At 63.4% G+C, this 21,705-nt stretch carries 27 protein-coding genes; 16 read left to right on the forward strand and 11 right to left on the reverse strand.

Annotated elements, in window-relative coordinates:
* Window positions 1-138: 138 nt before the first annotated feature.
* Window positions 139-1,071, reverse strand: a complete 933-nt coding sequence (locus KU306_RS05135) for an NAD(P)H-binding protein (protein ID WP_007544101.1) — start codon at window positions 1,069-1,071, stop codon at window positions 139-141.
* Window positions 1,072-1,137: 66 nt separating this feature from the next.
* Entirely contained in the window at window positions 1,138-2,022 is an 885-nt protein-coding gene (locus KU306_RS05140; RefSeq protein WP_007544103.1) for a zinc/iron-chelating domain-containing protein, read from the reverse strand.
* Between the two features lie 76 nt (window positions 2,023-2,098).
* Here KU306_RS05140 and KU306_RS05145 point away from each other — a divergent pair, with 76 nt between their 5' ends.
* The 4 genes from KU306_RS05145 (at window position 2,099) to KU306_RS05160 (ending at window position 5,648) form a co-directional block, all read left to right on the forward strand.
* Window positions 2,099-2,302, forward strand: a complete 204-nt coding sequence (locus KU306_RS05145) for a DUF7561 family protein (protein WP_007544105.1) — start codon at window positions 2,099-2,101, stop codon at window positions 2,300-2,302.
* Between the two features lie 229 nt (window positions 2,303-2,531).
* Window positions 2,532-2,738, forward strand: a complete 207-nt coding sequence (locus KU306_RS05150; RefSeq protein ID WP_007544107.1) for a hypothetical protein — start codon at window positions 2,532-2,534, stop codon at window positions 2,736-2,738.
* A gap of 333 nt (window positions 2,739-3,071) precedes the next feature.
* Window positions 3,072-4,985, forward strand: a complete 1,914-nt coding sequence (locus KU306_RS05155; protein WP_258303084.1) for a helicase C-terminal domain-containing protein — start codon at window positions 3,072-3,074, stop codon at window positions 4,983-4,985.
* Between the two features lie 471 nt (window positions 4,986-5,456).
* On the forward strand, window positions 5,457-5,648 hold the full coding sequence (locus KU306_RS05160; protein ID WP_258303085.1) for a UPF0175 family protein: 192 nt from the start codon (window positions 5,457-5,459) through the stop codon (window positions 5,646-5,648).
* A gap of 189 nt (window positions 5,649-5,837) precedes the next feature.
* Here the strand turns inward: KU306_RS05160 and KU306_RS05165 are convergent, their stop codons facing one another.
* From KU306_RS05165 to KU306_RS05175, 3 genes are all read right to left on the reverse strand, one after another.
* Entirely contained in the window at window positions 5,838-6,968 is a 1,131-nt protein-coding gene (locus KU306_RS05165; RefSeq protein ID WP_258303086.1) for a 60S ribosomal export protein NMD3, read from the reverse strand.
* Between the two features lie 75 nt (window positions 6,969-7,043).
* Window positions 7,044-7,664, reverse strand: coding sequence for a phosphoribosyltransferase (locus tag KU306_RS05170; protein ID WP_007544115.1), 621 nt, complete (start codon window positions 7,662-7,664; stop codon window positions 7,044-7,046).
* A 79-nt stretch (window positions 7,665-7,743) separates the two neighbouring features.
* Window positions 7,744-8,634 carry an NAD-dependent epimerase/dehydratase family protein gene (locus KU306_RS05175; RefSeq protein ID WP_258303087.1) on the reverse strand — a complete coding sequence of 297 codons (891 nt, stop codon included), beginning with the start codon at window positions 8,632-8,634 and terminating at the stop codon, window positions 7,744-7,746.
* A gap of 96 nt (window positions 8,635-8,730) precedes the next feature.
* Here KU306_RS05175 and htpX point away from each other — a divergent pair, with 96 nt between their 5' ends.
* Together htpX and pspAB are read left to right on the forward strand one after the other, a co-directional pair.
* On the forward strand, window positions 8,731-9,609 hold the full coding sequence (htpX, locus tag KU306_RS05180) for a zinc metalloprotease HtpX (protein ID WP_258303088.1): 879 nt from the start codon (window positions 8,731-8,733) through the stop codon (window positions 9,607-9,609).
* An 80-nt stretch (window positions 9,610-9,689) separates the two neighbouring features.
* Window positions 9,690-10,295 (forward strand): PspA-associated protein PspAB, encoded by a 606-nt coding sequence (gene pspAB, locus KU306_RS05185; RefSeq protein WP_007544120.1) that lies wholly within the window; start codon window positions 9,690-9,692, stop codon window positions 10,293-10,295.
* A gap of 24 nt (window positions 10,296-10,319) precedes the next feature.
* On the opposite strand, the gene KU306_RS05190 is transcribed toward pspAB, so the two are convergent.
* Entirely contained in the window at window positions 10,320-10,517 is a 198-nt protein-coding gene (locus tag KU306_RS05190) for a DUF8144 family membrane protein (RefSeq protein WP_258303089.1), read from the reverse strand.
* Between the two features lie 169 nt (window positions 10,518-10,686).
* Between KU306_RS05190 and radA the strand changes: the two genes are divergently transcribed.
* Entirely contained in the window at window positions 10,687-11,718 is a 1,032-nt protein-coding gene (radA, locus tag KU306_RS05195; RefSeq protein WP_007544124.1) for a DNA repair and recombination protein RadA, read from the forward strand.
* Window positions 11,719-11,944: 226 nt separating this feature from the next.
* Here the strand turns inward: radA and sufU are convergent, their stop codons facing one another.
* Both sufU and sufS read right to left on the reverse strand, forming a co-directional pair.
* Window positions 11,945-12,370: a Fe-S cluster assembly sulfur transfer protein SufU gene (sufU, locus tag KU306_RS05200; RefSeq protein ID WP_007544127.1), complete on the reverse strand. Its 426-nt coding sequence runs from the start codon at window positions 12,368-12,370 to the stop codon at window positions 11,945-11,947.
* A gap of 123 nt (window positions 12,371-12,493) precedes the next feature.
* On the reverse strand, window positions 12,494-13,768 hold the full coding sequence (gene sufS / locus KU306_RS05205; protein ID WP_241429870.1) for a bifunctional cysteine desulfurase/selenocysteine lyase SufS: 1,275 nt from the start codon (window positions 13,766-13,768) through the stop codon (window positions 12,494-12,496).
* A 217-nt stretch (window positions 13,769-13,985) separates the two neighbouring features.
* On the opposite strand from sufS, the gene KU306_RS05210 reads away from it, so the two are divergent.
* A complete protein-coding gene (locus tag KU306_RS05210) occupies window positions 13,986-15,041 on the forward strand; it encodes a PAS domain-containing sensor histidine kinase (protein WP_258303090.1) in 1,056 nt (351 codons plus the stop codon).
* A 9-nt stretch (window positions 15,042-15,050) separates the two neighbouring features.
* On the opposite strand, the gene KU306_RS05215 is transcribed toward KU306_RS05210, so the two are convergent.
* Window positions 15,051-15,353 (reverse strand): DUF424 domain-containing protein, encoded by a 303-nt coding sequence (locus KU306_RS05215; RefSeq protein WP_007544131.1) that lies wholly within the window; start codon window positions 15,351-15,353, stop codon window positions 15,051-15,053.
* Complete coding sequence (locus KU306_RS05220; RefSeq protein WP_008322571.1) at window positions 15,353-16,093, reverse strand: tetratricopeptide repeat protein; 741 nt, start codon at window positions 16,091-16,093, stop codon at window positions 15,353-15,355. Before KU306_RS05220 ends, KU306_RS05215 begins: the two co-directional genes overlap by 1 nt.
* Before the next feature lie 91 nt (window positions 16,094-16,184).
* Here KU306_RS05220 and KU306_RS05225 point away from each other — a divergent pair, with 91 nt between their 5' ends.
* Together KU306_RS05225 and thpR are read left to right on the forward strand one after the other, a co-directional pair.
* The gene (locus KU306_RS05225; protein ID WP_258303091.1) at window positions 16,185-16,784 is read left to right on the forward strand and encodes a histidine phosphatase family protein; all 600 of its coding nucleotides are present in this window, start codon (window positions 16,185-16,187) and stop codon (window positions 16,782-16,784) included.
* A 48-nt stretch (window positions 16,785-16,832) separates the two neighbouring features.
* Window positions 16,833-17,387: an RNA 2',3'-cyclic phosphodiesterase gene (gene thpR, locus KU306_RS05230; protein WP_258303092.1), complete on the forward strand. Its 555-nt coding sequence runs from the start codon at window positions 16,833-16,835 to the stop codon at window positions 17,385-17,387.
* Window positions 17,388-17,412: 25 nt separating this feature from the next.
* Here thpR and KU306_RS05235 read toward each other — a convergent pair whose 3' ends face one another.
* Window positions 17,413-18,351, reverse strand: a complete 939-nt coding sequence (locus KU306_RS05235) for a DMT family transporter (protein WP_258303093.1) — start codon at window positions 18,349-18,351, stop codon at window positions 17,413-17,415.
* A 186-nt stretch (window positions 18,352-18,537) separates the two neighbouring features.
* On the opposite strand from KU306_RS05235, the gene KU306_RS05240 reads away from it, so the two are divergent.
* From KU306_RS05240 to ftsY, 6 genes are all read left to right on the forward strand, one after another.
* Window positions 18,538-18,690 (forward strand): 50S ribosomal protein L39e, encoded by a 153-nt coding sequence (locus tag KU306_RS05240; protein ID WP_007544136.1) that lies wholly within the window; start codon window positions 18,538-18,540, stop codon window positions 18,688-18,690.
* A gap of 3 nt (window positions 18,691-18,693) precedes the next feature.
* Entirely contained in the window at window positions 18,694-18,972 is a 279-nt protein-coding gene (locus KU306_RS05245) for a 50S ribosomal protein L31e (RefSeq protein ID WP_007544137.1), read from the forward strand.
* A 3-nt stretch (window positions 18,973-18,975) separates the two neighbouring features.
* Window positions 18,976-19,641 (forward strand): translation initiation factor IF-6, encoded by a 666-nt coding sequence (locus KU306_RS05250; protein ID WP_007544138.1) that lies wholly within the window; start codon window positions 18,976-18,978, stop codon window positions 19,639-19,641.
* 80 nt (window positions 19,642-19,721) lie between these two features.
* The gene (gene rpl18a, locus KU306_RS05255; RefSeq protein ID WP_007544140.1) at window positions 19,722-19,898 is read left to right on the forward strand and encodes a 50S ribosomal protein L18Ae; all 177 of its coding nucleotides are present in this window, start codon (window positions 19,722-19,724) and stop codon (window positions 19,896-19,898) included.
* The gene (gene pfdA / locus KU306_RS05260) at window positions 19,898-20,365 is read left to right on the forward strand and encodes a prefoldin subunit alpha (protein WP_007544142.1); all 468 of its coding nucleotides are present in this window, start codon (window positions 19,898-19,900) and stop codon (window positions 20,363-20,365) included. Before rpl18a ends, pfdA begins: the two co-directional genes overlap by 1 nt.
* A 22-nt stretch (window positions 20,366-20,387) precedes the next feature.
* A complete protein-coding gene (gene ftsY / locus KU306_RS05265; RefSeq protein WP_007544144.1) occupies window positions 20,388-21,698 on the forward strand; it encodes a signal recognition particle-docking protein FtsY in 1,311 nt (436 codons plus the stop codon).
* Window positions 21,699-21,705 lie beyond the last annotated feature (7 nt).

Consider the following 21,705-nt stretch of genomic DNA (forward strand, 5'->3'; position numbering starts at 1 on the left):
AATCGTCCTGCGTTCTCCTTTCATTCCCGTCGTCGCCAGCCATCCACTCGCCCGACGGCGACTCACTCGACTGACCGCGATTCACCCGCTCAACCGCGATTCACCCGCTCAACCGCGATTCACCCGCTCAACCGCGATTCACACCGTTTCGGTCGGCGATTCCACGGTGACGGTCGTCTCGTCTTCGCTCCCTTCGCCCAGCGCTCGTTCGACTGCCTCGTCGAAGGGTGTCGCCTCGACCGAGACGATGTCGCGGATGCGGTCGTCCTGCACCACGACGGGATTTTTCAGTCCCTCGATGAGCGGCCGTGCGACCCCGGCGTCCACGTCGGTCACGAGGCTAATCCAGTACGACGAGAGGCGCGGCGTCAACACCGGCACCGGGACGATTCGCGGGTCCTGTCCGAGATGGGACCCGACCCGGTGGAGTATCTCGCGGTAGGTGAGAACCTCCGGGCCGCCGATTTCGTACGTCTCGCCCGCCGTCTCGGGGTAGTCGAGGACGCCGACGAGATAGCCAACCACGTCGGCGATAGCGATTGGCTGACAGCGTGTTTCGACCCACTGCGGCGTCACCATCAAGGGGAGACGCTTCGCCAGTTGGCGAATCACCTCGAAACTCGCGCTCCCGGCACCGACGATGATTGCCGCCCGGAGCGTCGTCAGTTCGAACGCGCCGGATTCGAGGAGATGTTCGACCTCGCGCCGAGAGCGAAGGTGCGGCGAGAGTCGGTCGCGTTCCTCGCCGAGACCGCCGAGATAGACGACTCGTTCGACGCCCGCCGCTGACGCCGCATCCACGAAGTTGCGGGCCGCGAGACGGTCGCGTTCCTCGAAATCGCCTCCCGATTGCATCGAGTGGACGAGATAGTACGCGGCGTCGACGCCCTCCATCGCCGGGCCGAGCGAGTCCGATTCGAGCAGGTCGCCTTCGATGACCTCGACTGCGTCCGGTCCCGTGTACCGACTCGCGTCGCGGACTAACGCGACCACGTCGTGGCCGGCGTCGAGGAGGGCGGGGACGAGATGCCGACCGACGAATCCGGTCGCACCAGTGACGAGAACTCTCATGATTCATGATAACGACACCACAGGTGTTAAAGACTCGTCGCGGGCGGCGGTCGCGCTGTCGGCGAATCAGTTCTCCTGCCGAATCGCGTCCCAACCAGGCGTCTCGGGCGCACCACGTGCGACTTCGACGGCCTCCGGGTCGGGTGCGTCGGCCGCGTCCGCGCCGAGTGCAGTTGCCGCCTCGACCCACGTCTCGAACGCGCTTCCTGCCCACGAGTCGGCTTCGAGGGTTCGTTCGCGGGCGTCGCGGGCGCGTTCGTCGTCGACTTCGGTCGAACCCGGGTGGGACCCGACCGCGACGCCGACGAACTCTGCTCTGTCGGCTGCGGTCAGAGAGCGCGTCTGAATCCGCTCGACCACACCGTCCAGACGCTCGGGGTCGGGATGGACGAACAGCTTCGCCCCGAGCGCGTGGGGGCCGAGCAGGAGGCCCTGGTGGTTCTCTGGCGGTTCGTCGTCGAGCAGTCGGTCGCCGCCGTGGATTCGTTCGACGCGTTCGCACTCGGTCTCTTTGTCGAGCACGAGGTTGTGACCGGGGTACTCCGAGCACTCGGCGGGGTACAGGTCGGAGTCGTGGATGCGACACTGAAGCGTGTCGGGGTCGAGAAAGACACAGGCTCGGAGCCACGTCCGCTCGATACCGAACGGGGCGACGGGCTTCGGCGGCTTTCGCATGCCGACGAAGAACGCCGGCTTCCCGTGTATCGAAGCCACCTCGGTGCCGTCGATTTCGATACCCTCGCCCGGTGCGGCTTCCCAGAGCCGCGGCGTCAACACGTCTCCGAGACCAGCGTCGACGAACTCGCGCACTTCGTCGCGCGTCAGCGGCACGAGATTGTAGGTGTCGTCGAGCGGTGCTCGCGGCCCGCGGCGCTCGTGGTCCAGCGCGACGGGCGAGACTGGTCGCCAGTCGATACAGCACCCGGCACAGTCCTCACAATCGACGCGCATGCCATAGAAATTATACGCCGATAGACATGAACCCCTCGGCGGGGTGTTTTTCCGGCCACGTCTCCTCTCCCGGAGTATGGCTTCAGAACCGTGTGACGTCTGCGGAAAGCGGGTCCGCATCGCTGGCGGCATCGGCGACCTGTGGAACTTTCCGACCTCCTCGTCGGGCGGGATGACGCTCGAACTCGTCGACGGGTCCGAGCACTTCCTCTGTTTCGAGTGTATGGAGCGCCTTCCGGGCGACCGCGAACCGACGGCCGAAGACGTGGCGGCGCTGTAACGTGCTATTGCGCCGAGCCGACTTCAAGCGCAACACGAGGGGTAGCTTCCTGTGTGGGAGCAGTCGTGGAGTTTTACCTGATATGATGTGGTAAATTATAACCCACAAACACTAGTAGTGCTTCGTAAGCCGCTACCGAGAGGTCGCGGCGTCAAGACCCACCGCCGGATGAAGTTGGACGGACTCTCCCGTTAATCCTTAATCCAGTTAACGTTGGGAGCCCGCTCTGGTGGACTCTGAGCAGTGGGCAGACTACTCAAACATGTCCACAAAAAGTGGAGGAGAAATCCTCCGTCGGCGGTGGGCTACGCTGAGCAAGAAGTTCAGTTCCCTTTCAACGTGGGAGAAACTGAGCAGGGCACGTGAGGTCCTGAAGACAGCCTACTGGCTGTTGAAAGTCCTCATTGCCCTCAGTACCCTCGTGGTACTCCTGTAGAGGCGTAGTCCACTACAAAGAATCGGCTCCAGAACACAAGGGGGATACCCCTTTCCTACAAAGAACTCTCTGGAACCGTTACAATTATATTCGAAACTGGCGTAGCTGTATCTGGATTAAGGATTAACGGGAGAGTCTGAGTAGCCGTTTATTGGACTCTTCCACCTCTGCACTTCTGAGCTGTCGCTTTATTGGCCGAGCTGTAACGATACGCGATGGTCGTCGGCCGCTTTTCGTCTCGAATACCCTTGTCTGTGTACCTCTGCTAACCCTTGCCGTACTGTTTCTGAAGGGGAGCGGTGGATTTAGGCCCGCCCACCGACAGGAACCATCGTGGACCCGTCGCGTATCATCGACTCGTTTCCGGCTCCCGAGTATCGTGGGAATCAGGAGCGTGCACTGCGCGACATTCGAGACGCCTTCGCCGACGGCAACGACGTGGTGTTGATTCGCGCGCCGACCGGGAGCGGCAAGTCGCTCCTCGCGCGCTCTATCGCGGGCGCGGCCCGGACCGTCGAGGAGGCGACGCCCGCGCAGGCGACAGACGCCTACTACACCACGCCGCAGGTGTCGCAACTCGACGACGTCGCCGAAGACGACCTGCTTTCTGACCTCAAGATAATCCGCGGGAAGTCGAACTACAACTGCATCATCCGCGGGGAGGAAGACACACCCGTCGACCGCGCTCCCTGCGCCCGCGAGCGCGGATTCGACTGTTCGATTCGGCACCGCTGTCCGTACTTTTCCGACCGCGCCATCGCCTCGAACCGCCAGATTGCGGCGATGACGCTCGCGTATTTCATGCAGACCGCCGGGTCGGACGTGTTCCGCAAGCGCGACGTGGTCGTCATCGACGAGGCCCACGGACTGGCCGAGTGGGCCGAGATGTACGCGACCATCGACCTGAAGCCCCGGACGGTCCCGATTTGGGACGATATCGGCGTTCCCGACCTCTCCGAAGCGGGCGACCCCGTCGAGCGAGCCGCGCGATTCGCCGAAACCATCGCTGGCGTCTGCGAGCGGGCGAAAGACGAGTTGCTGGCGCAACCCGAGTTGACGCCCGAGGAGGCGGCCCGACGCGACCGCTTGCAGGAACTCCGCGGCGAACTCAACTGGTTCGTCGAGGACTACCGCGACCCACAGAGCCCGACGACGTGGGTCGTCGACCAGCACGACGGTGAGGGGTCACCCATCGCTATCAAGCCGCTCGATCCGGCGAAGTACCTCAAACACACCGTCTGGGACCGCGGCAACAGGTTCGCGCTCCTGTCGGCGACCATCCTGAACAAGGCCGCGTTCTGTCGGTCGGTCGGTCTCGACCCCTCGAACGTCGCGCTCGTGGACGTGGGTCACACCTTCCCGGTCGAGAACCGGCCCCTGTACAACGTCGCCCAAGGGAAGATGACCTACGAACACCGCGACGAGACGCTCCCCAAAATCGCCCGCCTCATCGTCCGTCTGATGGCGAAACACCCCGACGAGAAGGGCCTGATTCACTGCCACTCGTATGCGATTCAGGCGGAACTCCGCCGCCGACTCGCCGAGATGGGACTCGGGAACCGAATCCACGGTCACGACCGAGAGAACCGCAACGCGGAGTTAGAGACGTGGAAAGCGACCGACCGCCCCGAGGTGTTCCTCTCGGTCAAGATGGAGGAGGCATTGGACCTGAAAGGCGACCTCTGTCGGTGGCAGGTACTCTGTAAAGCGCCGTATCTCAACACGAACGACTCGCGTGTCGCCCGCCGCCTCGAAGACGGCCAGTGGGCGTGGTACCGCCGAGCAGCCCTGCGAACCGTGATTCAGGCGTGCGGCCGCGTCGTTCGCGCCCCCGACGACTACGGCGACACCTACGTCGCCGACAGCAGTCTGTTGCAGTTGTTCGAGAAGACGCGCCACGACATGCCCGACTGGTTCGCCGAACAGGTAGACCGGATGTCGAAACCGGACCTCCCCGAGTTCGACCCCGTCGCCGCCGGTGGTCGCGGAAGCAACGCGACGAAGGGTCAGTCGGGACTCGGCGGCCAGTCGATGGGGCAGTCGGGGACCGGAACTGGGTCGAGCGCGACGAGTTCCGCCGGTAGTCGGTCCTCGGGTGGGCAGTCGGCTGGCGGACGGTCGTCAGGGGGCAAGTCCGGGGGCGGCCGCTCTCGTGGTGGCTCTGGCGGCGGGCGCAGTCGCTCGGAGTCGGATTCGAACGACGGTGGTCGCGGGGACCATCCGCTTTCTGACGTCTGGGGCGAGTGATTACAGCGCGAAGCTAACCGCGTAGAACAGCGACGACCCCAGCATCAGCGCGACGAGTGTCAGCGCGAGCAGTTGCTGTTTGTCCATGGGCGTACGACGTGGCTGGGGAGAAATGAACGCTTCGGCACGATTCGCAGGTGTGATAACGGAAACTGGACTGCGTCTACCCTTGGAGAGTGTCCATCTCTTTTGGCCCCGAGTTTACTCGAACTTGAGTGTATTTTCTCTCCGCTGTATGCCAATTATGACATTAGTTGTCATTAAAATATTGGTGTAATAATCACCACCCGTCCAAGAGTGGCGAGAACTCTCGAACGAATCCTCAATGATTATTAATGTGTCTGTGGTTATGTAGTGTATATGCCCAATTTGCGCCTTGTATGTAAACCAATCGTGGCGAGTAGTTTGTGTTTGATATGCTTTCTCACGAAATAGTTAACACCAATGCTACTGAAGTCCTGTGTATCGGTCATGCACTCTACCGCACTCGCCTCGGCGATCACACTGTATCGCAGCGGGACACTCACACTTTCGCAGGCGGCCGCCCGCTCCGGCTACTCTGAGGACGACCTCGTCGTCGCCCTCCAACGCCACGGTGTGACGGTGCGCGAGGACACGCCCGCGACGGCGGTCTCTTCCGACAGCCCCGCCCGCGCGGACTAACAGATACTCTCGCTTTCGATATTTCGACGCCCGTTAGCTGACGGGACGTTCTTACCCTGTCTCTACTGCAACAAAGAGCGCGCCGCCTCCTGCTCGCCTCTTCCGACTCCTCGACCTCGTCGTTCTCGCTTTCTTCCGTCCTTCTATTCCCCCAACCTTCTACTCTCCGAGTACCTATTCTCTATCCTCCTATTCCTCGTCTTCGTCCTCGACTGCCTCGTCCGGCAGGATGTGGAGTCCCGACTGGCTCTTGAGGACGGAAACCATCGCAGCCTCGGGGTCGAAGTAGTCCGGTCGCGGGATGGTCTTCGACTCGAACGTCTCGGGGTCGAGAACCTGCACTGCATGCTCGTCTTCGACCGTCACGACGGTCGTCTCTTCGGCGTCTTCGACGGAGCCGAGATGTTCTGCTTCTGGACGCTCGCCTTCCTCGAACTCCGACTCGTACGGGTCGCCAGAGGTGAGTCGAATTCCCTTGAGTCGGCCGCGATTGCTGCGCACGAGCACTGGCCCATCGTCGTCTTCGGGGTCGATAATGTCGCCAGCAGTGTACCGTGGGAGTCGCGCGACGAAGGTGACGCGGTAGACTTCGTTGCCGTCACCGTCTTCGGTGACGAGTGTCGGGTGTTCCTCGATGGTGCCGCCGAAGCGTTCGCGAATCTGCTTTGCGACCCCACTTCCCATCTTGTTGGTCGAAATCTTGATGTTCGGGCCGTTGGGCGTTCGCTTGATACTCGAGATGAACGCGTCTCGGTCGCCTTTGTCCTCGCGCTCTGCGATGTAGGACTCGGCGATTTCGATGGCCGTCTCGGCCTCTTCGGTCGTGGGTGTTCGGTCGTCGGCGCGGACCTGCACGAGACTGGCGAAGTAGCCTCCGGCGATGCGGCCACAGCGCTGGCACGTCTCGCGTGCGATGCTCACCGGGACGATAGCCGTCTCTTCGACCGGTGTATCGCGGACGACTCCGGAGAAGTGGCAGTGCATTCGGATGTTGTTCTCGTCGACCTGCTCGGGTTCGACGCCCCAGCGCACGTCTTGGGCGTTGACGTGGACGCCGAGGGCGTTCGACACCTCCTCGATGGCGATGTCGGTGTAGTCGCGTGCGCCGACGTCGACCCAGCGGTTGCCGCGCTCGATTGCACCGCACTGGGCACACACGCGAACCTGCACTTTCTCGGGGGCGTCCACGAGTTCGAAGTCGTCGAAGTAACACGAGTCACAGAGGACGTCGTCGCGCTCGCGGGGCATCCCGGGAAGCGGTTCGTCTCGCTCCGGAATGGGGTCCCCACAGCGGGGACAGAAGTCGCGGGAATCGCTCATTGGAGGGCATAGACAGTTGTGCCGCTTAAGTTCCGCGTCACGGCCGCGCCGGGTCTCTGTCTCCTGTGTGTGCCGCTATTCGAGGTACGCCGCGGCTTCCTCGTCTGTCACTTGCGTAAAGTCGCGGTAGAACGCGCCGACCGCACCGAACGCCTCCGGCGAGTCGATTGTCACGACGTCGTCGCACTCCGACTCCAGTTCGGCGACGGTGTTCGGTGGCCCGACCGGAACCGCGAGCACGACGTGTGTTGCTCCGCCAGCGACGACTTGCCGGAGGCAGGCCCGTGCTGTCGCGCCGGTCGCGACCCCGTCATCGACGACCACGACGCGCTTGCCCTCGACGTCTGGAAGCGGGTCGCCGCCGCGGTACATCGACACTTTCTCTCTGGCCGCTTCGGCCTCGCGCTCGCACTCGCGTTCGAGATAGTCGTCGTCCACGCTGAGGTAGGAGACGAGGTCCTCGTTCCACCACGCGCTCCCGTCGCCGGCGACGGCTCCGACTGCGAGTTCCGGGTTTCCGGGCGCGCCGACTTTGGACGCGACGACCACGTCGAGCGGTGCTCTGAGTCGGTCGGCCACCTCGCGGGCGACCGGAAGTCCCCCTCGTGGGATACCGAGAACGAGGTCTGCCTCGGTTTCCCGGTCGTCGAGCAGGTCGGCCAGCCTGCGGCCAGCGTCTTCTCTGTCGGCGAACATATCTGTGTGGACCTACGCGCCCGGCCGTCAAAACGGTGTGTCCCGATTTACGCCGTTTTCGCCGTCTCTTGGCGGTCGCTCAGTTCCAGAGCGTCGGCTCCGAAACCTCGGCGTCGGCGGCGTCGCGCCACGAGTATTCCGGCTCCCAATCGAACAACGCTGCGGCTTTCGCCGTCGAGAGCGCTGATTCTTCGCCATCGAGAGTACAGTCGTCCGGCAGTTCGCCCCAGAACGCCTCGACTGCGTCGGCGGTCGGCCGCCCCAGATACGTCTCCGCGGCCGCGGCGTGAACTGCCTCGTGGCCGTCGACAGGGTGTTCGAGGACCGCGGCGACCAGCCCGGCTACGTCGCGCACGTCCACGTAGGACCAGCAGTTGCCCGCACCGCCAGCGAGGTCACCCGATTCGGCGATGTCGCGGCAGTTGTACTCGCCGGGATACTGAATCCACGACGGCCGAATGGCGCAGGTCGAGGCGTCGTGCTTGCGGGCGACCATCTTCGACACCTCTTCGCCCGCGACTTTGGCGGTTCCGTACGGGTCTTCGGGTCGAAGGGGATGGTCTTCGGTGATGGGAAGGAAGTCGGGCAGGGGCGTCTCCTCGGCGAATGCGAAGCCGTAGGCGCTCTCCGAGGAGGCCCAGACGATTCGCGCGTCGGACCGGGCCGAGGCGACGAGGACGTTGTAGGTCGATTCGACGTTGGTCTCGAAGACGCGACTTCCGGCGTGTCGCGTCGGCGAGGGGATTGCCGCCCAGTGGACGACGGCGTCGGGGTCGAACTCGGCGACGAGGTCGACCACCTCGCCCATGTTCGTCAGGTCGGCGGCCCGAAAGTCGAGGTTCTCGCGGGCGTCGACTTCGAACCCGGGGTGGTCGAGGTCGACGGCGACGACCTCGTAGTCCGCCGCGAGTCGGTCGGTAATCCAGCGCCCGGAGCGCCCGAGTGCGCCGGTGACGATGACGGTTTCCATGCGTGATGGTGGGCCGCCGGTCTGCTAAATCTGCCCCCATATGTTAGCTCATCTCACTCCAACAGCGTTTATTAGCCGGATTACTAATCAGGCCCTATGGAATGGAAACCGGACTGGGGACTGCGTGGCCGCATGGCGTTCACGATGTTCCTCCTGTTCGCCCTCTACATCGCTTTTGGAGCTGTACTCCTCCAATTCAGAGGTCTGGGTGTTTGGGCTGCCTTCATGGGCATCTTCCTCTTCGCTCAATTCTTCTTCAGCGACAAACTCGCCCTCTACAGTATGGGCGCGACTGTCGTCGACGAGGACGACGGCCCGCAGGCGAAGAAACTCCACGCGATGGTCGGTCGCCTCTCACAGCAGGCTGACCTCCCGAAACCGAAGGTCGCTATCGCGGACACGTCTGTCCCGAACGCCTTCGCGACGGGGCGCTCCCAGAAGAACGCGGCCGTCTGCGTCACGACGGGACTGATGCGAACCCTCGACGACGACGAGTTGGAGGGCGTCATCGCCCACGAACTCGCGCACGTGAAGAACCGCGACGTGATGGTCATGACCATCGCGTCGTTCCTCTCCAGTATCGCCTTCCTCATCGTTCGCTGGGGTTGGTTCTTCGGCGGCGACGACAACCGCCAGAACATGCCGGTCATCGTGGCCATCCTCGCGTCGCTCGTCGTCTGGATTATCTCGTACCTGCTCATCCGGGCGCTCTCGCGCTACCGCGAGTACGCGGCGGACCGCGGTGCGGCGGTCATCACCGGCCGTCCGTCCGCGCTCGCCTCCGCCCTGCTCAAGATTTCGGGCCGGATGGAGAACGTCCCGAAGCGCGACATGCGCGAGACCTCGGAGATGAACGCGTTCTTCATCATCCCCATCAAGTCGGACTTCATCGGCCGTCTGTTCAGCACCCACCCCTCGACCGAAAACCGCGTCGAGCGCCTCCGCGACATGGAGCGCGAGATGGAAACGTTCTGAGGCGAGCGCTCGCCCACCCACCCTGACGACCCTCGTTTTCGCCCCACGACGCTAAGTTGTAGCCACTCTTAGCGGTGCCCATGGGACTGTTCGATTCGCTTCGCTCCGCCCTCGGCATCAGCGCCGAGTCGGACGCGACCAGCAAGGCCGACCCCGACGACCTCTTCGGAATGAGCACCGCCTATCTGACGATGGAGGCGGACCTCGGATTCGACTCGTCCGACGAGGCGGCGCTTTGTTTCTCCTCTGTCGATAGCACCGATTTCGCGGATACGGTCGATGCTGTCGAGTCTATCCTCTCTGCCGGGAGCGAAGAGACGGGCACGGAGTTCCGTCGCCACACCGACGACCACGGCTACAACTGGGTCGTCCTCGTCGACGACGACCCCGAGGACCTCGTGACGAGCGTCCACTTCGCGGCCGACGAGTTCATCGAACGCGGGTACGGGTCGCGCCTGCTCGCCGCCCTCTTCGGCTTCCGAAAAGACGGCGACCGAGCCTACTGGGTGTACTCGTTCCGGCGTGGCGCATACTACCCCTTCTCGCCGCAGGGAACCTCGAAGCGGAACCAACAACTGGAGTTCAAACTCGAATCCGTCCTCGACGGTGAGTTGGAAATCGAAGACGACGAGAGCTACTGGTACCCGCTGTGGCCATCGACGCCGAACGGCCACCCGTGGGAGTGAGGCGACGAGGCGCTTTTCGTTCGCTCAGCGCCCGTACAAGAGATACGAGAAACCCAGAAACGCGAACACAGCACCGAAGAAGAAGACGAACAGCACTCCTGCCAGCGTCTCATATGGTCCGAGCGCCACCGCGGAAAACGCGCCAGCGACTACGCTCCCGATGATGAGAAACGCTCCGGTTTGCCACTCTTCGATGAACTCGACGGCGGTCTTTTCCGACATATGTAGACAAAGTTTCACTTATCATAAAGTACTGCTGATGGCCGAATCGCCTCGCTTTCTGACTTGAAACTCCGTCAGACGCTCGTCATCGGGTCGCCGCTGTCTCTCGGTTTCACTTTCACCTTGCTGTTAACGAGGGTTTATGTGGGTATGGGCGGAACGAGTTGGTATGGCAGAAGACGACCTCGAAAGTCTCCCCGGTGTCGGCCCGGCCACAGCCGACAAACTTGTCGAGAGCGGTTACGACAGCTATCAGTCTATCGCAGTCGCCAGCCCCGGCGAACTGTCCAACAAGGCCGACATCGGCAACAGCACGGCCTCGGACATCATCAACGCCGCCCGCGACGCCGCCGACGTCGGTGGCTTCGAGACCGGTTCGATGGTCCTCGAACGACGCCAGCAAATCGGCAAGCTGAGCTGGCAAATCGACGAAGTGGACGAACTCCTCGGTGGCGGCCTCGAAACACAGTCCATCACCGAAGTGTACGGTGAGTTCGGTGCCGGTAAGTCCCAGATTACGCACCAGCTGGCCGTCAACGTCCAGCTTCCGCCCGAACAGGGCGGCCTCGGCGGCGGCTGTATCTTCATCGACTCCGAAGACACGTTCCGCCCGGAGCGTATCGACGACATGGTCCGCGGCCTCGAAGACGACGTCCTCGAAGCGACGCTCGAAGACCGCGAAATCGAAGGCTCCGTCGACGACGAAGAGACGATGCAGGCACTCGTCGACGACGTGCTCGACAAGATTCACGTCGCCAAGGCGTTCAACTCCAACCACCAGATTCTCCTCGCCGAGAAGGCCAAGGAACTCGCCGGTGACCACGAGGACACCGACTGGCCGGTTCGCCTCCTCTGTGTCGACTCGCTTACCGCTCACTTCCGCGCCGAGTACGTCGGTCGCGGTGAACTCGCCGAGCGCCAGCAGAAGCTCAACAAGCACCTTCACGACCTGATGCGCATCGGCGACCTGTTCAACACGGGTATTCTCGTGACGAACCAGGTCGCGTCCAACCCCGACTCCTACTTCGGCGACCCGACCCAGCCTATCGGTGGCAACATCCTCGGCCACACCTCGACGTTCCGTATCTACCTCCGCAAGTCCAAGGGCGACAAGCGTATCGTGCGCCTCGTGGACGCGCCGAACCTCGCCGACGGCGAGGCAGTCATGCGCGTGCAGGACGGCGGTCTGAAGCCCGAGTAAGCCACGTTTCGGCTGCGTCACTCAGACGCAGCTACCGTCACTCACACGCGTTTTCTCCCCCACATTCCCCCACACGCGTTCCCCCACGCGTTTTCTCCCCCACATTCCTTCCGAACGCAATTGACTCAGTGAGAGCGGCGGCTCGGTCGCTTCGGCAACAGCTATCGTTCTGCCTTCGGCAACGGCTGTGCTCTCGACTCAACGGCCGACGAAAAACGGGTCCGAACTAGTCGTCGTCTTCGGTCTTCGTCTTCTCGATTTCTATCTCGCCGTCGTGAATCTTCGCGCCGTCCTGTGCGACCTGTCGCGCGAGGACGGCGCACTTGATGCGCATCGGCGAGATGTCGACGCCGAGCATCTCGGTGATGTCGTCGGTGTCCATCTCCTCCAGTTCCGAGAGCGTCGTCCCCGGCAGTCGCTGGGTGAGCATGCTCGCCGAGGCTTGGCTGATGGCACACCCGTCGCCGGAGAACGCGACGCGCTCTATCGTCTCGCCGTCGTCGGCGAGTTGCACGTCCATCGTAATCGTGTCGCCGCAGGAGGGGTTCTCCCCCGTGTGGCTGAACGTCGGCTCGTCGAGCCGACCGTGGTTACGGGGGTTCTTGTAGTGGTCCAAAATCTGCTGACGATACATGTCTGAGCCAATGCCCATTGGTGTTCGTCGGGGCTACGCCCGAGCGCCGTAAAAGGATTCCGGGGAGCCGAAAATCAGCCGATTCCGACGCCTGCGCTTCCGATTCGAAGTGGGTTCAGTCACCCCGTTCAGATGCGACGCTCAGGCGAACAGGTCGCGTGCGACTTCGAGACCGTCGACCAGTTTGTCGACTTCTGCTTTCGTGTTGTAGATGTAGAAGGACGCTCGGGTCGACGCCGCAGCACCCAGTTTATCGTGGAGCGGTTGGGTACAGTGGTCGCCGGCGCGGATGGCCACGCCCTGCTCGTTGAGGATGCTGGAGAGGTCGTGGGCGTGGACGCCGTCGAGGTTGAACGAGACGAGACCACCGCGGTCGTCACCCGGCGGGCCGTAGATTTCGATGTCGTCGAATTCGTTCAGGCGGTCGTAGGCGTACTCCGCGAGGAGTTCCTCGTGGGCCTGCACGTTCTCCATGCCGATGTCGTCGAGGTACTCGATAGCGGCGGCGAGACCGACGCCCTGCGCGATAGGCGGCGTCCCGGCTTCGAACTTCCACGGGAGGTCTTCCCAGGTGGCGTCGTCGAAGGTGACACGGCGAATCATCGACCCGCCGTAGTGGTACGGTTGCATCTCGTCGAGGAGGTCGCGCTTGCCGTAGAGCGCCCCGATACCGGTCGGGCCGCACATCTTGTGGCCCGAAAAGGCGTAGAAGTCGGCGTCGATGGCTTCCACGTCGACCGGGCGGGTCGGCACCGACTGCGCGCCGTCGACGAAGATGTAGGCACCCACGTCGTGGGCCATGTCGGCGAGGTCGGAGACGGGGTTGACGGTCCCGAGCGTGTTCGAGATGTGGACGACCGAGACCATCTTCGTCGAGTCGTCGATGAGCTCTTTTGCGTGTTCCATGTCGAGGCGGCCGTCCTCGTCGATGCGGATGTAGCGCGCCTCGGCACCGGTTCGCTTGGCAATCTGCTGCCACGTGACCAGCGAGGCGTGGTGTTCCATCTCGGTGAGGACGACGGAGTCACCGGGACCCAGTTCGTCGAGCCCCCACGCGTAGGCGACCGTGTTCATCGCTTCAGTCGTGTTCTTGGTGAACGCGACCTCTTCGCGGCCGCCGGAGGCACCGATGAACTCAGCGACCCGGTCGTGCGCCTCTTCGTACGCGACGGAGGCCTCCTGACTCAGGTGGTGGATACCGCGGTGGACGTTCGAGTTGTACTCGCGGTAGTAGTCGGCGATGGCGTCGACGACTTGGTCCGGGGTGTGGCTGGTCGCAGCGTTGTCGAGATAGACGAGGGGAACGGTGTCGTCGTCACCCTCGCCGGGCGTCGAGATGTCGCCGCCGACCTTCCGTTGGAGAATCGGGAAGTCCGCACGGAGCGAGTCAACGTCGACTGGGTACGATTCCTGCACTTCCATTACGCGAGGGTTACGGCCGTAGGCACAACACGTCTTCGGTCCAGCCATGCCGACGAAACCGATAGTCGTTGCGTACATCGGCTAACGATGCCGGAATCTAGCACGTTTGGTACCGTATCGGTCGAGATGCCCTCCTCTCGGATGTCCCGTACTACTTCTTGAACTGTCAGGACGGGCGAAACGTGAAGTAGTTCTCGATGCAAGGTATGCTATGTCCTTCCCATCCACACTCCCGGCTGCGAGTCTGGATGCTCTCCCGACACAACTGGCGATTCTGGACACGGATGGGACGATTCTGTACACGAACGAGGCGTGGAAGCGCTTCGGAACTGAGAACGACTACGCTGGTGACGCGAGCTCTATCGGCATGAACTACTTGGGCGTCTGTGACGTCGACCCCGACCAGTCTTCGACGATGGCGGCCGACGGAATTCGCTCGGTCATCGAGGGCACCGACGACGAGTTCTCGTACGAATATCCCTGCCACAGCGACGACGAGCGACGCTGGTTCACGATGCGCGTGACTCGATTTTCACACGAGAGTGAGACGTACGTACAGGTCGTCCACCTCAACATCACCGACCGGAAACTCGCCGAACTCGAAGTCGACGAGAAGGCGAATCGCCTCCAGAACGTCGCGAGCATTCTCTCGCACGACCTCCGAAACCCGCTTTCAGTCGCGCTCGGATACGCCGAGACAGTCCTGGACGAAGGCATTGCCACAGACCCCCTCGGCCGTATCGTCGACTCTCTCGAACGGATGGACGACATCATCTCCGACGCGCTCGTGTTGGCTCGCCACGGTACCGTCGAAGCGACGAGTACAGTCAACCTCCGAACGCAAGCTGAGACGGCGTGGAGCCACGTCGAGACCGGTGAGGCGTCGCTGACCGTCGCTGACACGATGCTGTTCGAGGCGGACGACAGTCTCTTCTCACACGTCTTCGAGAACCTGTTTCGGAACGCTATCGAACACGCTCGCCCGGAGGGGTCGGACACCCCCGTAGCGGTGACTGTGGGTCCCCTCGTGGATGGCCCCAACGGGCCCGGATTCTACGTCGAGGACGATGGCGTCGGAATTCCAGAAGCTGACAGGGGTGCGGTACTCGACGCCGGATACTCGGGGGACAGAGAGGGTACGGGTCTGGGGCTATCTATCGTCTCGCAGGTCGTCGATGCCCACGGCTGGTGTCTCGAACTCACCGAGTCGGACGCGGGCGGTGCACGATTCGAAATCCGCGGTGTCGACCGCCGCGCTGCTGAGTAAGCAGTCCTGTTAGCGGAGCCAGAGCAGTTGCGCGTGGAGCGTGCCATCGACTTCGAGCACGGTCTCTTCGTCGACGAGACCCGCGTCGATGGCGACGCCGACGGCTCTTTCGCCGACGATGTTGGCGACGGTTGCGCGAGTGAGGCTGTCGACGACGGCCTCGCTGTCGGCCGGTTCTGCTTCGTCGCCGCCGTAGAAGTCCTCGGTCACGTCGAGTGAGACGTCGCCTTCGCTGTAGGTCTCACCGATGCAGTCGGGGTCACAGACAGACACGAGCAGTCCTTCCGGCGTCTCTCGTTCGCGGAGTAACATCAGTAGTCCTCGACGAGGTTCTCTTCGGCCCGGTCGCGGATTTCGTCAGCCTGCTGTTGGACCTGCTGTGCTTCGTCTTCGCGGCCGAGTTCTTCGAGCGCTCGCGCCTTCTCTTCGAGGACGGTCGCGTTCCGCATTCCGAGGCGAATCGCGTTGTCGAAGGCGTTGACGGCGTCCTCGTTCAGGCCGCGCTCGTGGAGGAAGAAGCCGCGGTTGTACCACGCCTGCGGGAAGCGCGGGTCGAGTTCGACGGCGCGCTCGGCGTGGTGGAGCGCGTCAGAGGTCCGGCCGGACTCCCAGAGCGCGTACGCGAGGTTGGTGTGTGCAGTCGCGCCGTGTTCGGTCTCCTCGTCGATGGAGAGCGCCTCCTGATACGACCCGATTGCCTCGTCCCACTCTTCGAGTTGCGCGTGGGCCGCACCCTTGTTCACCCACGCTTCCTGTTCGAGAAGCGAGTCGTCTTCGGCGAAGCGGGCGGTGCGTTCGAGGGCTTCGGTAGCCTCCTCGAAGCGGTTGATTTGCATGTACGAGAGGCCGACGTCGAGGAGTTTCTCCACGTCGACGTCTTCTGGGTCGATGTTCCGTTGGTCGAGGAGGTCCGTGAGGACGCGGGAGTCGACCGGGTCGACCTTCGTCGGGTCCACTTCCAGTTCGGGCGGGTCGAGCGAGAAAGCCGAATAGTCCTCGTCGAACCCCTGTCCCTCGGAGAAGCGGTGGGGTCGATTGCCGTCGTCGGTCATATAGCCGGGCTTGGGCGTCGTCGCGGTTAAGCGCTACGTCAGAGCGGCGACATCGACTGTTTTTTAGGCTTCGGTCGGGTGCGCTCTACGAATGACTGCCCCCGAGACGACTGTGCTGTCTTTCGTCCGGCACGCCCACGCTCCGTACGTCCCCAACGCAGAGCGCACGCGCGGTCTCTCGCGTCGCGGCCGACGCGACGCTGCACGGGTGACGGCCCACCTCGCCGACGTTGCCGACGTCGTCGCGACCAGCCCGTACGAACGCGCTCGCGCCACTGTCGAGGGGGTTGCCGACGCCGCCGACGTCCCGCTCGTCGTCGACGAAGACCTCCGCGAGCGCGAACTTGCGGACGACCACGTCGAGGACTTCGACAGCGCCGTCGAACACCTCTGGGCGAATCCGACGGCCTCCCACCCCGGCGGGGAGTCGCACGCCGAGGCGCAGTCCCGCGGGGTCGCTGCCATCGAACGTCTCGTCGAAGCCTATCCGAACCGCCACGTCGTGGTCGGGACACACGGCACGCTCATGGCGCTCGTCTTGAACGCCTACGACTCGCGATACGGCTACGAGTTCTGGACCGGGTTGACGATGCCGGACGTGTACGAAGCGACGTTCGTCAACGGCGAGTTCGCCGGTGTCGCCCGGACGTGGGTCCCCGCCGACGACGAACAGCCTGCGGCTGACGACTGAGCGCTTTCGGGCGGAATCTATACGTCGCTTTTCGGTCGATATACTGTCATGAGGCTCTTCCTCGCAATCGACCTCCCGGAATCGGTCGCCGAGTCCGTCGCGTCGGTGCAGGAACTGCTCAGCGACGCCGGCAGCCTTCGGTTTACGGACCCCGAGCAGGCGCACGTCACGCTGAAGTTCCTCGGCGAGACGCCCGCGGACCGTATTCCCGAAATCGAAGCCGCGGTCGAAGACGCCATCGACGCCGCCGACGTGGGGCCGTTCGACGCCACTGTCGGCGGATTGGGTGTCTTCCCATCGCTCGACTACATCCGGGTCGTCTGGGCCGGCGTGCAGGACGGCGCTGCGGAGATGACGCGACTCCACGAGGCGTTGGAACGCGAGACGACGGCGCTCGGATTCGATGGGGAGTCACACGAATTCACGCCGCACGTCACGCTCGCACGGATGGAAGACGCCCGCGGGAAAGAGCGAGTCAGAGACGCCGTCGAAGGCGAAGCCCCGCAAATTGGGACGTTTCGCGTGCGCGACGTTCGGTTAAAAAAGAGCGAACTCGACTCGGGCGGTCCCGTCTACGAGACGGTGTCGCGGTTTTCGTTGTAGGCTCGAAACCCCTCCAAATTCACTCTCAATTGTCGCCCGTCCGCGCCGAGCGTCCATCTACGGCCCGCCGCAATTCGCCGCGAATCGCCTCGCGTTTGAACAGGACGAACCCGGCGAAGATGAGTGCGAAGCCGGCCACCGTCGTCGCGGTCGGAACGCGCCTGAGGAAGACGAACTCCGCGAGCGCAGCGAAAAGCGGGATGACGTATTCGAGCAGGCTCACTTCGATGGGGCCGATTCGGTCGAGGAGCCAGAAGTAGAGCAAGAACCCGCCCGCCCCCGCGACGACAGCGAGGTAGCCGGTGGCGACGAGTGCCGTCGCGGTCCACGTCGCGTCGGCGGCCGACTCCCACGGGAGCGCCGCGCTCGTCACGTGGAGTGTGATGGCCCCGATGAGCATCATCCACGCCTGCACCGCGAGCAGCGACATCCCCGTCTCGCTGTCGTGCGTGAAGACGGCCCCGAGCGCAAACGCGAGCGCCGACCCGAGGACGAGCACCGCACCGACGAGGTTCGAGGATAGCAGGTTCTCGGGGTTCGGGTTGGCGATGACGACGAGGCCGAGGAAGCCGAGTGTGAGTCCGACTGCACCGATTGGGGTCAGTCGCTCTCGGGTGGACGTGAGCCGGGTGAGGGTCGGCGTCGCCAGCGGGATGATGCCGAGGAGGACGGACGCGACGGAACCGGGGATGTACACCTGCCCCGAGAAGAGGAGTGCGTGGTGCGCGCCGATACTGAACACCCCGCCGGCGAGGATGGGTTTCCACTCGCCGCGTGCGGTCGGGATGAATCGGTCGCCGCGGGCGACGGTGAACGCGAACAAGAGAACCGCCGCGATGTCGAACCTGACCGCCGCGAGGAACGCCGGCGGGACGAACCCGAGCGCAACGTCGGTCGCGAGAAATGCGCTCCCCCAAACTGCAGCGAGGCCGAGAAAGGCGACGAGCGTACGGGTCCGACTCATTCGATTCGGGCTTTCTCACGGGCAGGGTTGAATGAGTCGGTTCCGGGTGTGGACGCCGGTTCTGGAGTCGCTTCTGACCGCAGTTCCGGTCTCGGCTCCCGCTATTCCCACTGTGGTCAACCTTCACACACTGCTCAGACGCGAAGGAACAAGATTTTATGCGGAGGATTGGAACTGTAGGCCACTATGGGTAAGAAGTCGAAGGCTAAGAAGAAGCGTCTGGCGAAGCTCGAACGCCAGAACAGTCGTGTCCCGGCGTGGGTCATGCTCAAGACCGACATGGAAGTCACGCGAAACCCCAAGCGTCGCAACTGGCGGCGAAGTAACACGGACGAGTAAGCCATGAGCGCAAGCGATTTCGAGGAGCGAGTCGTCACCGTCCCGCTCCGTGACGTGAAGGCTGTCCCGTCCCACGAGCGCGCAGGCCGCGCGATGAAGATTATTCGCGAGCACCTCGCGAAGCACTTCAAGGTCGACGCGGACGACGTCCGTCTCGACTCGGAAATCAACGAGGCAATCTGGGCGCACGGTCGGCAGTCGCCGCCGAGCAAGTTCCGCGTCCGTGCCGCTCGATTCGACGAAGACGGCGACGTTGTCGTCGAAGCCGAACCGGCAGAGTAAACGGTGCTCCGCGCCTCCTTCGCCGGTTCCTCGTACATCGGTGTCTTCGCCCGAGCGACCGACGACATCCTCATCGTCCGTCCGGACGCCGACGACTCGCTCGTCGATGACCTTTCGGACGAACTGGGCGTTCCGGCGCTCGCGACGACTGTCGGCGGGTCCGGCACCGTCGGCGCGTTAGCGACGGGTAACGAGAACGGACTCCTCGTGTCGAGTCGAGCGACGACCCGCGAACAGGAGGCACTCGCCGACGCCGCAGACCTCCCGGTCTACGAACTCCCCGGCCGCATCAACGCCGCCGGAAACGTCGTTCTCGCGAACGACTACGGCGCGTACGTCCATCCTGACCTCTCCGACGAAGCCGTCGCGGCCGTCGAAGAGGCACTCGAAGTCCCCGTCGAACGCGGCGACCTCGCGGACGTTCGGACTGTGGGCACGGCGGCCGTCGCCAACAACCGCGGCGTCCTCTGTCACCCGAAGTCCCGCGAACCGGAACTCGACGCGCTCGAAGACGTCCTCGACGTGCGAGCAGATATCGGTACGATAAACTACGGTGGACCGCTCGTCGGCTCCGGTCTCGTCGCCAACGACGAGAACTACGTCGTCGGCGAGGACACGACCGGCCCCGAACTGGGCCGTATCGAAGACGCCCTCGGCTACATCGACTGAGGACGCGCGTCCGCCGATTCTTCGTTCTCTCGGCGACCCGAGTAGGAAGACTCTTCCCGCTCGCCGCCAGAATCACGGCCATGAGCCAGTTCACTATCAGTGGTACCTTCACCAGCCGAGGTGTCACCCACAACTTCACGAAAGTTGTCGACGCACCGAACGAGAACGTCGCACGAGAGTTCGCCTACTCGCTCATCGGGAGCGAACACGGCATCAAACGTACGAAGGTCTCCCTCTCTGAGGTGTCCGCAGCATGATGGGCGGTGGTCAGCAGCAACTCCAACAGCTTTCCCAAGAGCTGCAGGCCATCGACCAGGAAATCGAATCGCTCGAAGGTGAAATCGACGACCTGACCACCGAAAAGCAGGAAATCGACGAGGCCATCGAAGCAATCGAGACGCTCGAAACCGGCTCGACGGTGCAGGTCCCGCTCGGCGGCGACGCGTACCTCCGCGCCGAAGTGCAGGACATCGACGAAATCATCGTCTCCCTTGGCGGCAACTACGCAGCCGAACAGAGCCAGGGCGACGCCGTCGAATCCCTGAAGCGCAAGCAGGACCTCCTCGACGAGAACATCGCCACCATCCGCGGCGAAATCGAGGAACTCGAAGAAGAGAGCGACGAAATCGAACAGCAGGCGATGGAAGCCCAACAGCAGATGCAGCAACAGCAGATGCAGCAGATGCAGCAGATGCAGGGCGAAGACGGCGACGACGACGAGTAAGCGACTCCCCCTTTCAATTTAGATGTTCGACGGACTGAAAAAGAAACTCGACCGCTTCCGGAAAGACGTCGAAGACACCGCCGAAGAGAAAGCCGAAGCAGCCGCTGCTGAGGCCGACGACGACGCGGTGGCCGACGCCGAGACCCCCGCCGACGACTCGGGAGCGGCCGAGCCTGCGGCTGTCGAATCCGACAGTGAGGAGACAGCCGCCTCGACCTCCGACACCCCCGAACCGGCATCCGAACCGTCCGACGAGGCCCACTCCGAGGCGACGCCAGTCGAGACGGACGACTCGGAAGACACCGCCACGGACGCGACCGACGCGGCGAGCGAGTCGGCTGACGGTGCCGACGCCGCGGAAGACGCCGACGGGCCTGAATCGCTCGCTTCCGACGCCGCGAAGGCCGCGCTGGCCGAACAGGAAGCAGACGACTCGTCGAGCGCGGGTCGCCTGAAGCGCGCCGCCGCGTTCGCCACGGGGAAGGTCGTCATCGAGGAAGAAGACCTCGAAGACCCGCTGTGGGAACTCGAAATGGCGCTCCTCCAGAGCGACGTGGAGATGCAGGTCGCAGAGGAGATTCTCGACACCATCCGCGACAAACTCGTCGGCGAGACGCGAAAGCAGGTCCAGAGCACGGGCCAACTCGTCGAAGAGGCGCTTCACGACGCGCTCTACGAGGTCATCAGCGTCGGCCAGTTCGACTTCGACAAGCGCATCGCGGAGGCGGACAAGCCGGTCACGCTCATCTTCACCGGCATCAACGGCGTCGGGAAGACGACCACCATCGCCAAACTCGCGCGGTACTTCGAAAAACAGGGTCTCTCGACGGTGCTCGCCAACGGGGACACCTACCGCGCCGGGGCGAACGAGCAGATTCGAGAGCACGCGGACGCGCTCGACAAGAAACTCATCGCTCACGAGCAGGGTGGTGACCCGGCGGCCGTCATCTACGACGCCGTCGAGTACGCCGAGGCGCACGACATCGACGTCGTCCTCGGCGACACCGCAGGTCGACTGCACACCTCGAACGACCTGATGGCGCAGTTGGAGAAAATCGACCGCGTCGTCGGTCCGGACCTCACCATCTTCGTGGACGAGGCCGTGGCCGGACAGGACGCAGTCGAGCGCTCCAGAAAGTTCAACGAGGCGGCGGCCATCGACGGGGCCATCCTCACGAAGGCCGACGCGGACTCCAACGGCGGGGCCGCAATCTCCATCGCCTACGTCACGGGCAAGCCAATCTTGTTCCTCGGCGTCGGACAGGGGTACGACCACCTCGAACGGTTCGACCCCGAAGCGATGGTCGAGCGACTCCTCGGCGAAGGCGAGTAAGCGCCCG

Source organism: Haloferax larsenii, from assembly GCF_024730625.1.
Classification (GTDB): domain Archaea; phylum Halobacteriota; class Halobacteria; order Halobacteriales; family Haloferacaceae; genus Haloferax; species Haloferax larsenii.

What these genes read in the sequence shown, in the direction of transcription:
- KU306_RS05210 (WP_258303090.1), top strand. Translation starts at nt 13,986, where the DNA reads ATGTCCTTCCCATCCACACTCCCGGCTGCGAGTCTGGATGCTCTCCCG.
- KU306_RS05175 (WP_258303087.1), bottom strand. Translation starts at nt 8,634, where the DNA reads ATGGAAACCGTCATCGTCACCGGCGCACTCGGGCGCTCCGGGCGCTGG.
- KU306_RS05215 (WP_007544131.1), bottom strand. Translation starts at nt 15,353, where the DNA reads ATGTTACTCCGCGAACGAGAGACGCCGGAAGGACTGCTCGTGTCTGTC.
- thpR (WP_258303092.1), top strand. Translation starts at nt 16,833, where the DNA reads ATGAGGCTCTTCCTCGCAATCGACCTCCCGGAATCGGTCGCCGAGTCC.
- KU306_RS05170 (WP_007544115.1), bottom strand. Translation starts at nt 7,664, where the DNA reads ATGTTCGCCGACAGAGAAGACGCTGGCCGCAGGCTGGCCGACCTGCTC.
- KU306_RS05140 (WP_007544103.1), bottom strand. Translation starts at nt 2,022, where the DNA reads ATGCGCGTCGATTGTGAGGACTGTGCCGGGTGCTGTATCGACTGGCGA.
- pspAB (WP_007544120.1), top strand. Translation starts at nt 9,690, where the DNA reads ATGGGACTGTTCGATTCGCTTCGCTCCGCCCTCGGCATCAGCGCCGAG.
- KU306_RS05135 (WP_007544101.1), bottom strand. Translation starts at nt 1,071, where the DNA reads ATGAGAGTTCTCGTCACTGGTGCGACCGGATTCGTCGGTCGGCATCTC.
- htpX (WP_258303088.1), top strand. Translation starts at nt 8,731, where the DNA reads ATGGAATGGAAACCGGACTGGGGACTGCGTGGCCGCATGGCGTTCACG.
- KU306_RS05160 (WP_258303085.1), top strand. Translation starts at nt 5,457, where the DNA reads ATGCACTCTACCGCACTCGCCTCGGCGATCACACTGTATCGCAGCGGG.
- KU306_RS05145 (WP_007544105.1), top strand. Translation starts at nt 2,099, where the DNA reads ATGGCTTCAGAACCGTGTGACGTCTGCGGAAAGCGGGTCCGCATCGCT.
- KU306_RS05235 (WP_258303093.1), bottom strand. Translation starts at nt 18,351, where the DNA reads ATGAGTCGGACCCGTACGCTCGTCGCCTTTCTCGGCCTCGCTGCAGTT.
- KU306_RS05245 (WP_007544137.1), top strand. Translation starts at nt 18,694, where the DNA reads ATGAGCGCAAGCGATTTCGAGGAGCGAGTCGTCACCGTCCCGCTCCGT.
- sufU (WP_007544127.1), bottom strand. Translation starts at nt 12,370, where the DNA reads ATGGGCATTGGCTCAGACATGTATCGTCAGCAGATTTTGGACCACTAC.
- KU306_RS05165 (WP_258303086.1), bottom strand. Translation starts at nt 6,968, where the DNA reads ATGAGCGATTCCCGCGACTTCTGTCCCCGCTGTGGGGACCCCATTCCG.
- KU306_RS05225 (WP_258303091.1), top strand. Translation starts at nt 16,185, where the DNA reads ATGACTGCCCCCGAGACGACTGTGCTGTCTTTCGTCCGGCACGCCCAC.
- radA (WP_007544124.1), top strand. Translation starts at nt 10,687, where the DNA reads ATGGCAGAAGACGACCTCGAAAGTCTCCCCGGTGTCGGCCCGGCCACA.
- ftsY (WP_007544144.1), top strand. Translation starts at nt 20,388, where the DNA reads ATGTTCGACGGACTGAAAAAGAAACTCGACCGCTTCCGGAAAGACGTC.
- rpl18a (WP_007544140.1), top strand. Translation starts at nt 19,722, where the DNA reads ATGAGCCAGTTCACTATCAGTGGTACCTTCACCAGCCGAGGTGTCACC.
- KU306_RS05220 (WP_008322571.1), bottom strand. Translation starts at nt 16,093, where the DNA reads ATGACCGACGACGGCAATCGACCCCACCGCTTCTCCGAGGGACAGGGG.
- pfdA (WP_007544142.1), top strand. Translation starts at nt 19,898, where the DNA reads ATGGGCGGTGGTCAGCAGCAACTCCAACAGCTTTCCCAAGAGCTGCAG.
- KU306_RS05190 (WP_258303089.1), bottom strand. Translation starts at nt 10,517, where the DNA reads ATGTCGGAAAAGACCGCCGTCGAGTTCATCGAAGAGTGGCAAACCGGA.
- KU306_RS05240 (WP_007544136.1), top strand. Translation starts at nt 18,538, where the DNA reads ATGGGTAAGAAGTCGAAGGCTAAGAAGAAGCGTCTGGCGAAGCTCGAA.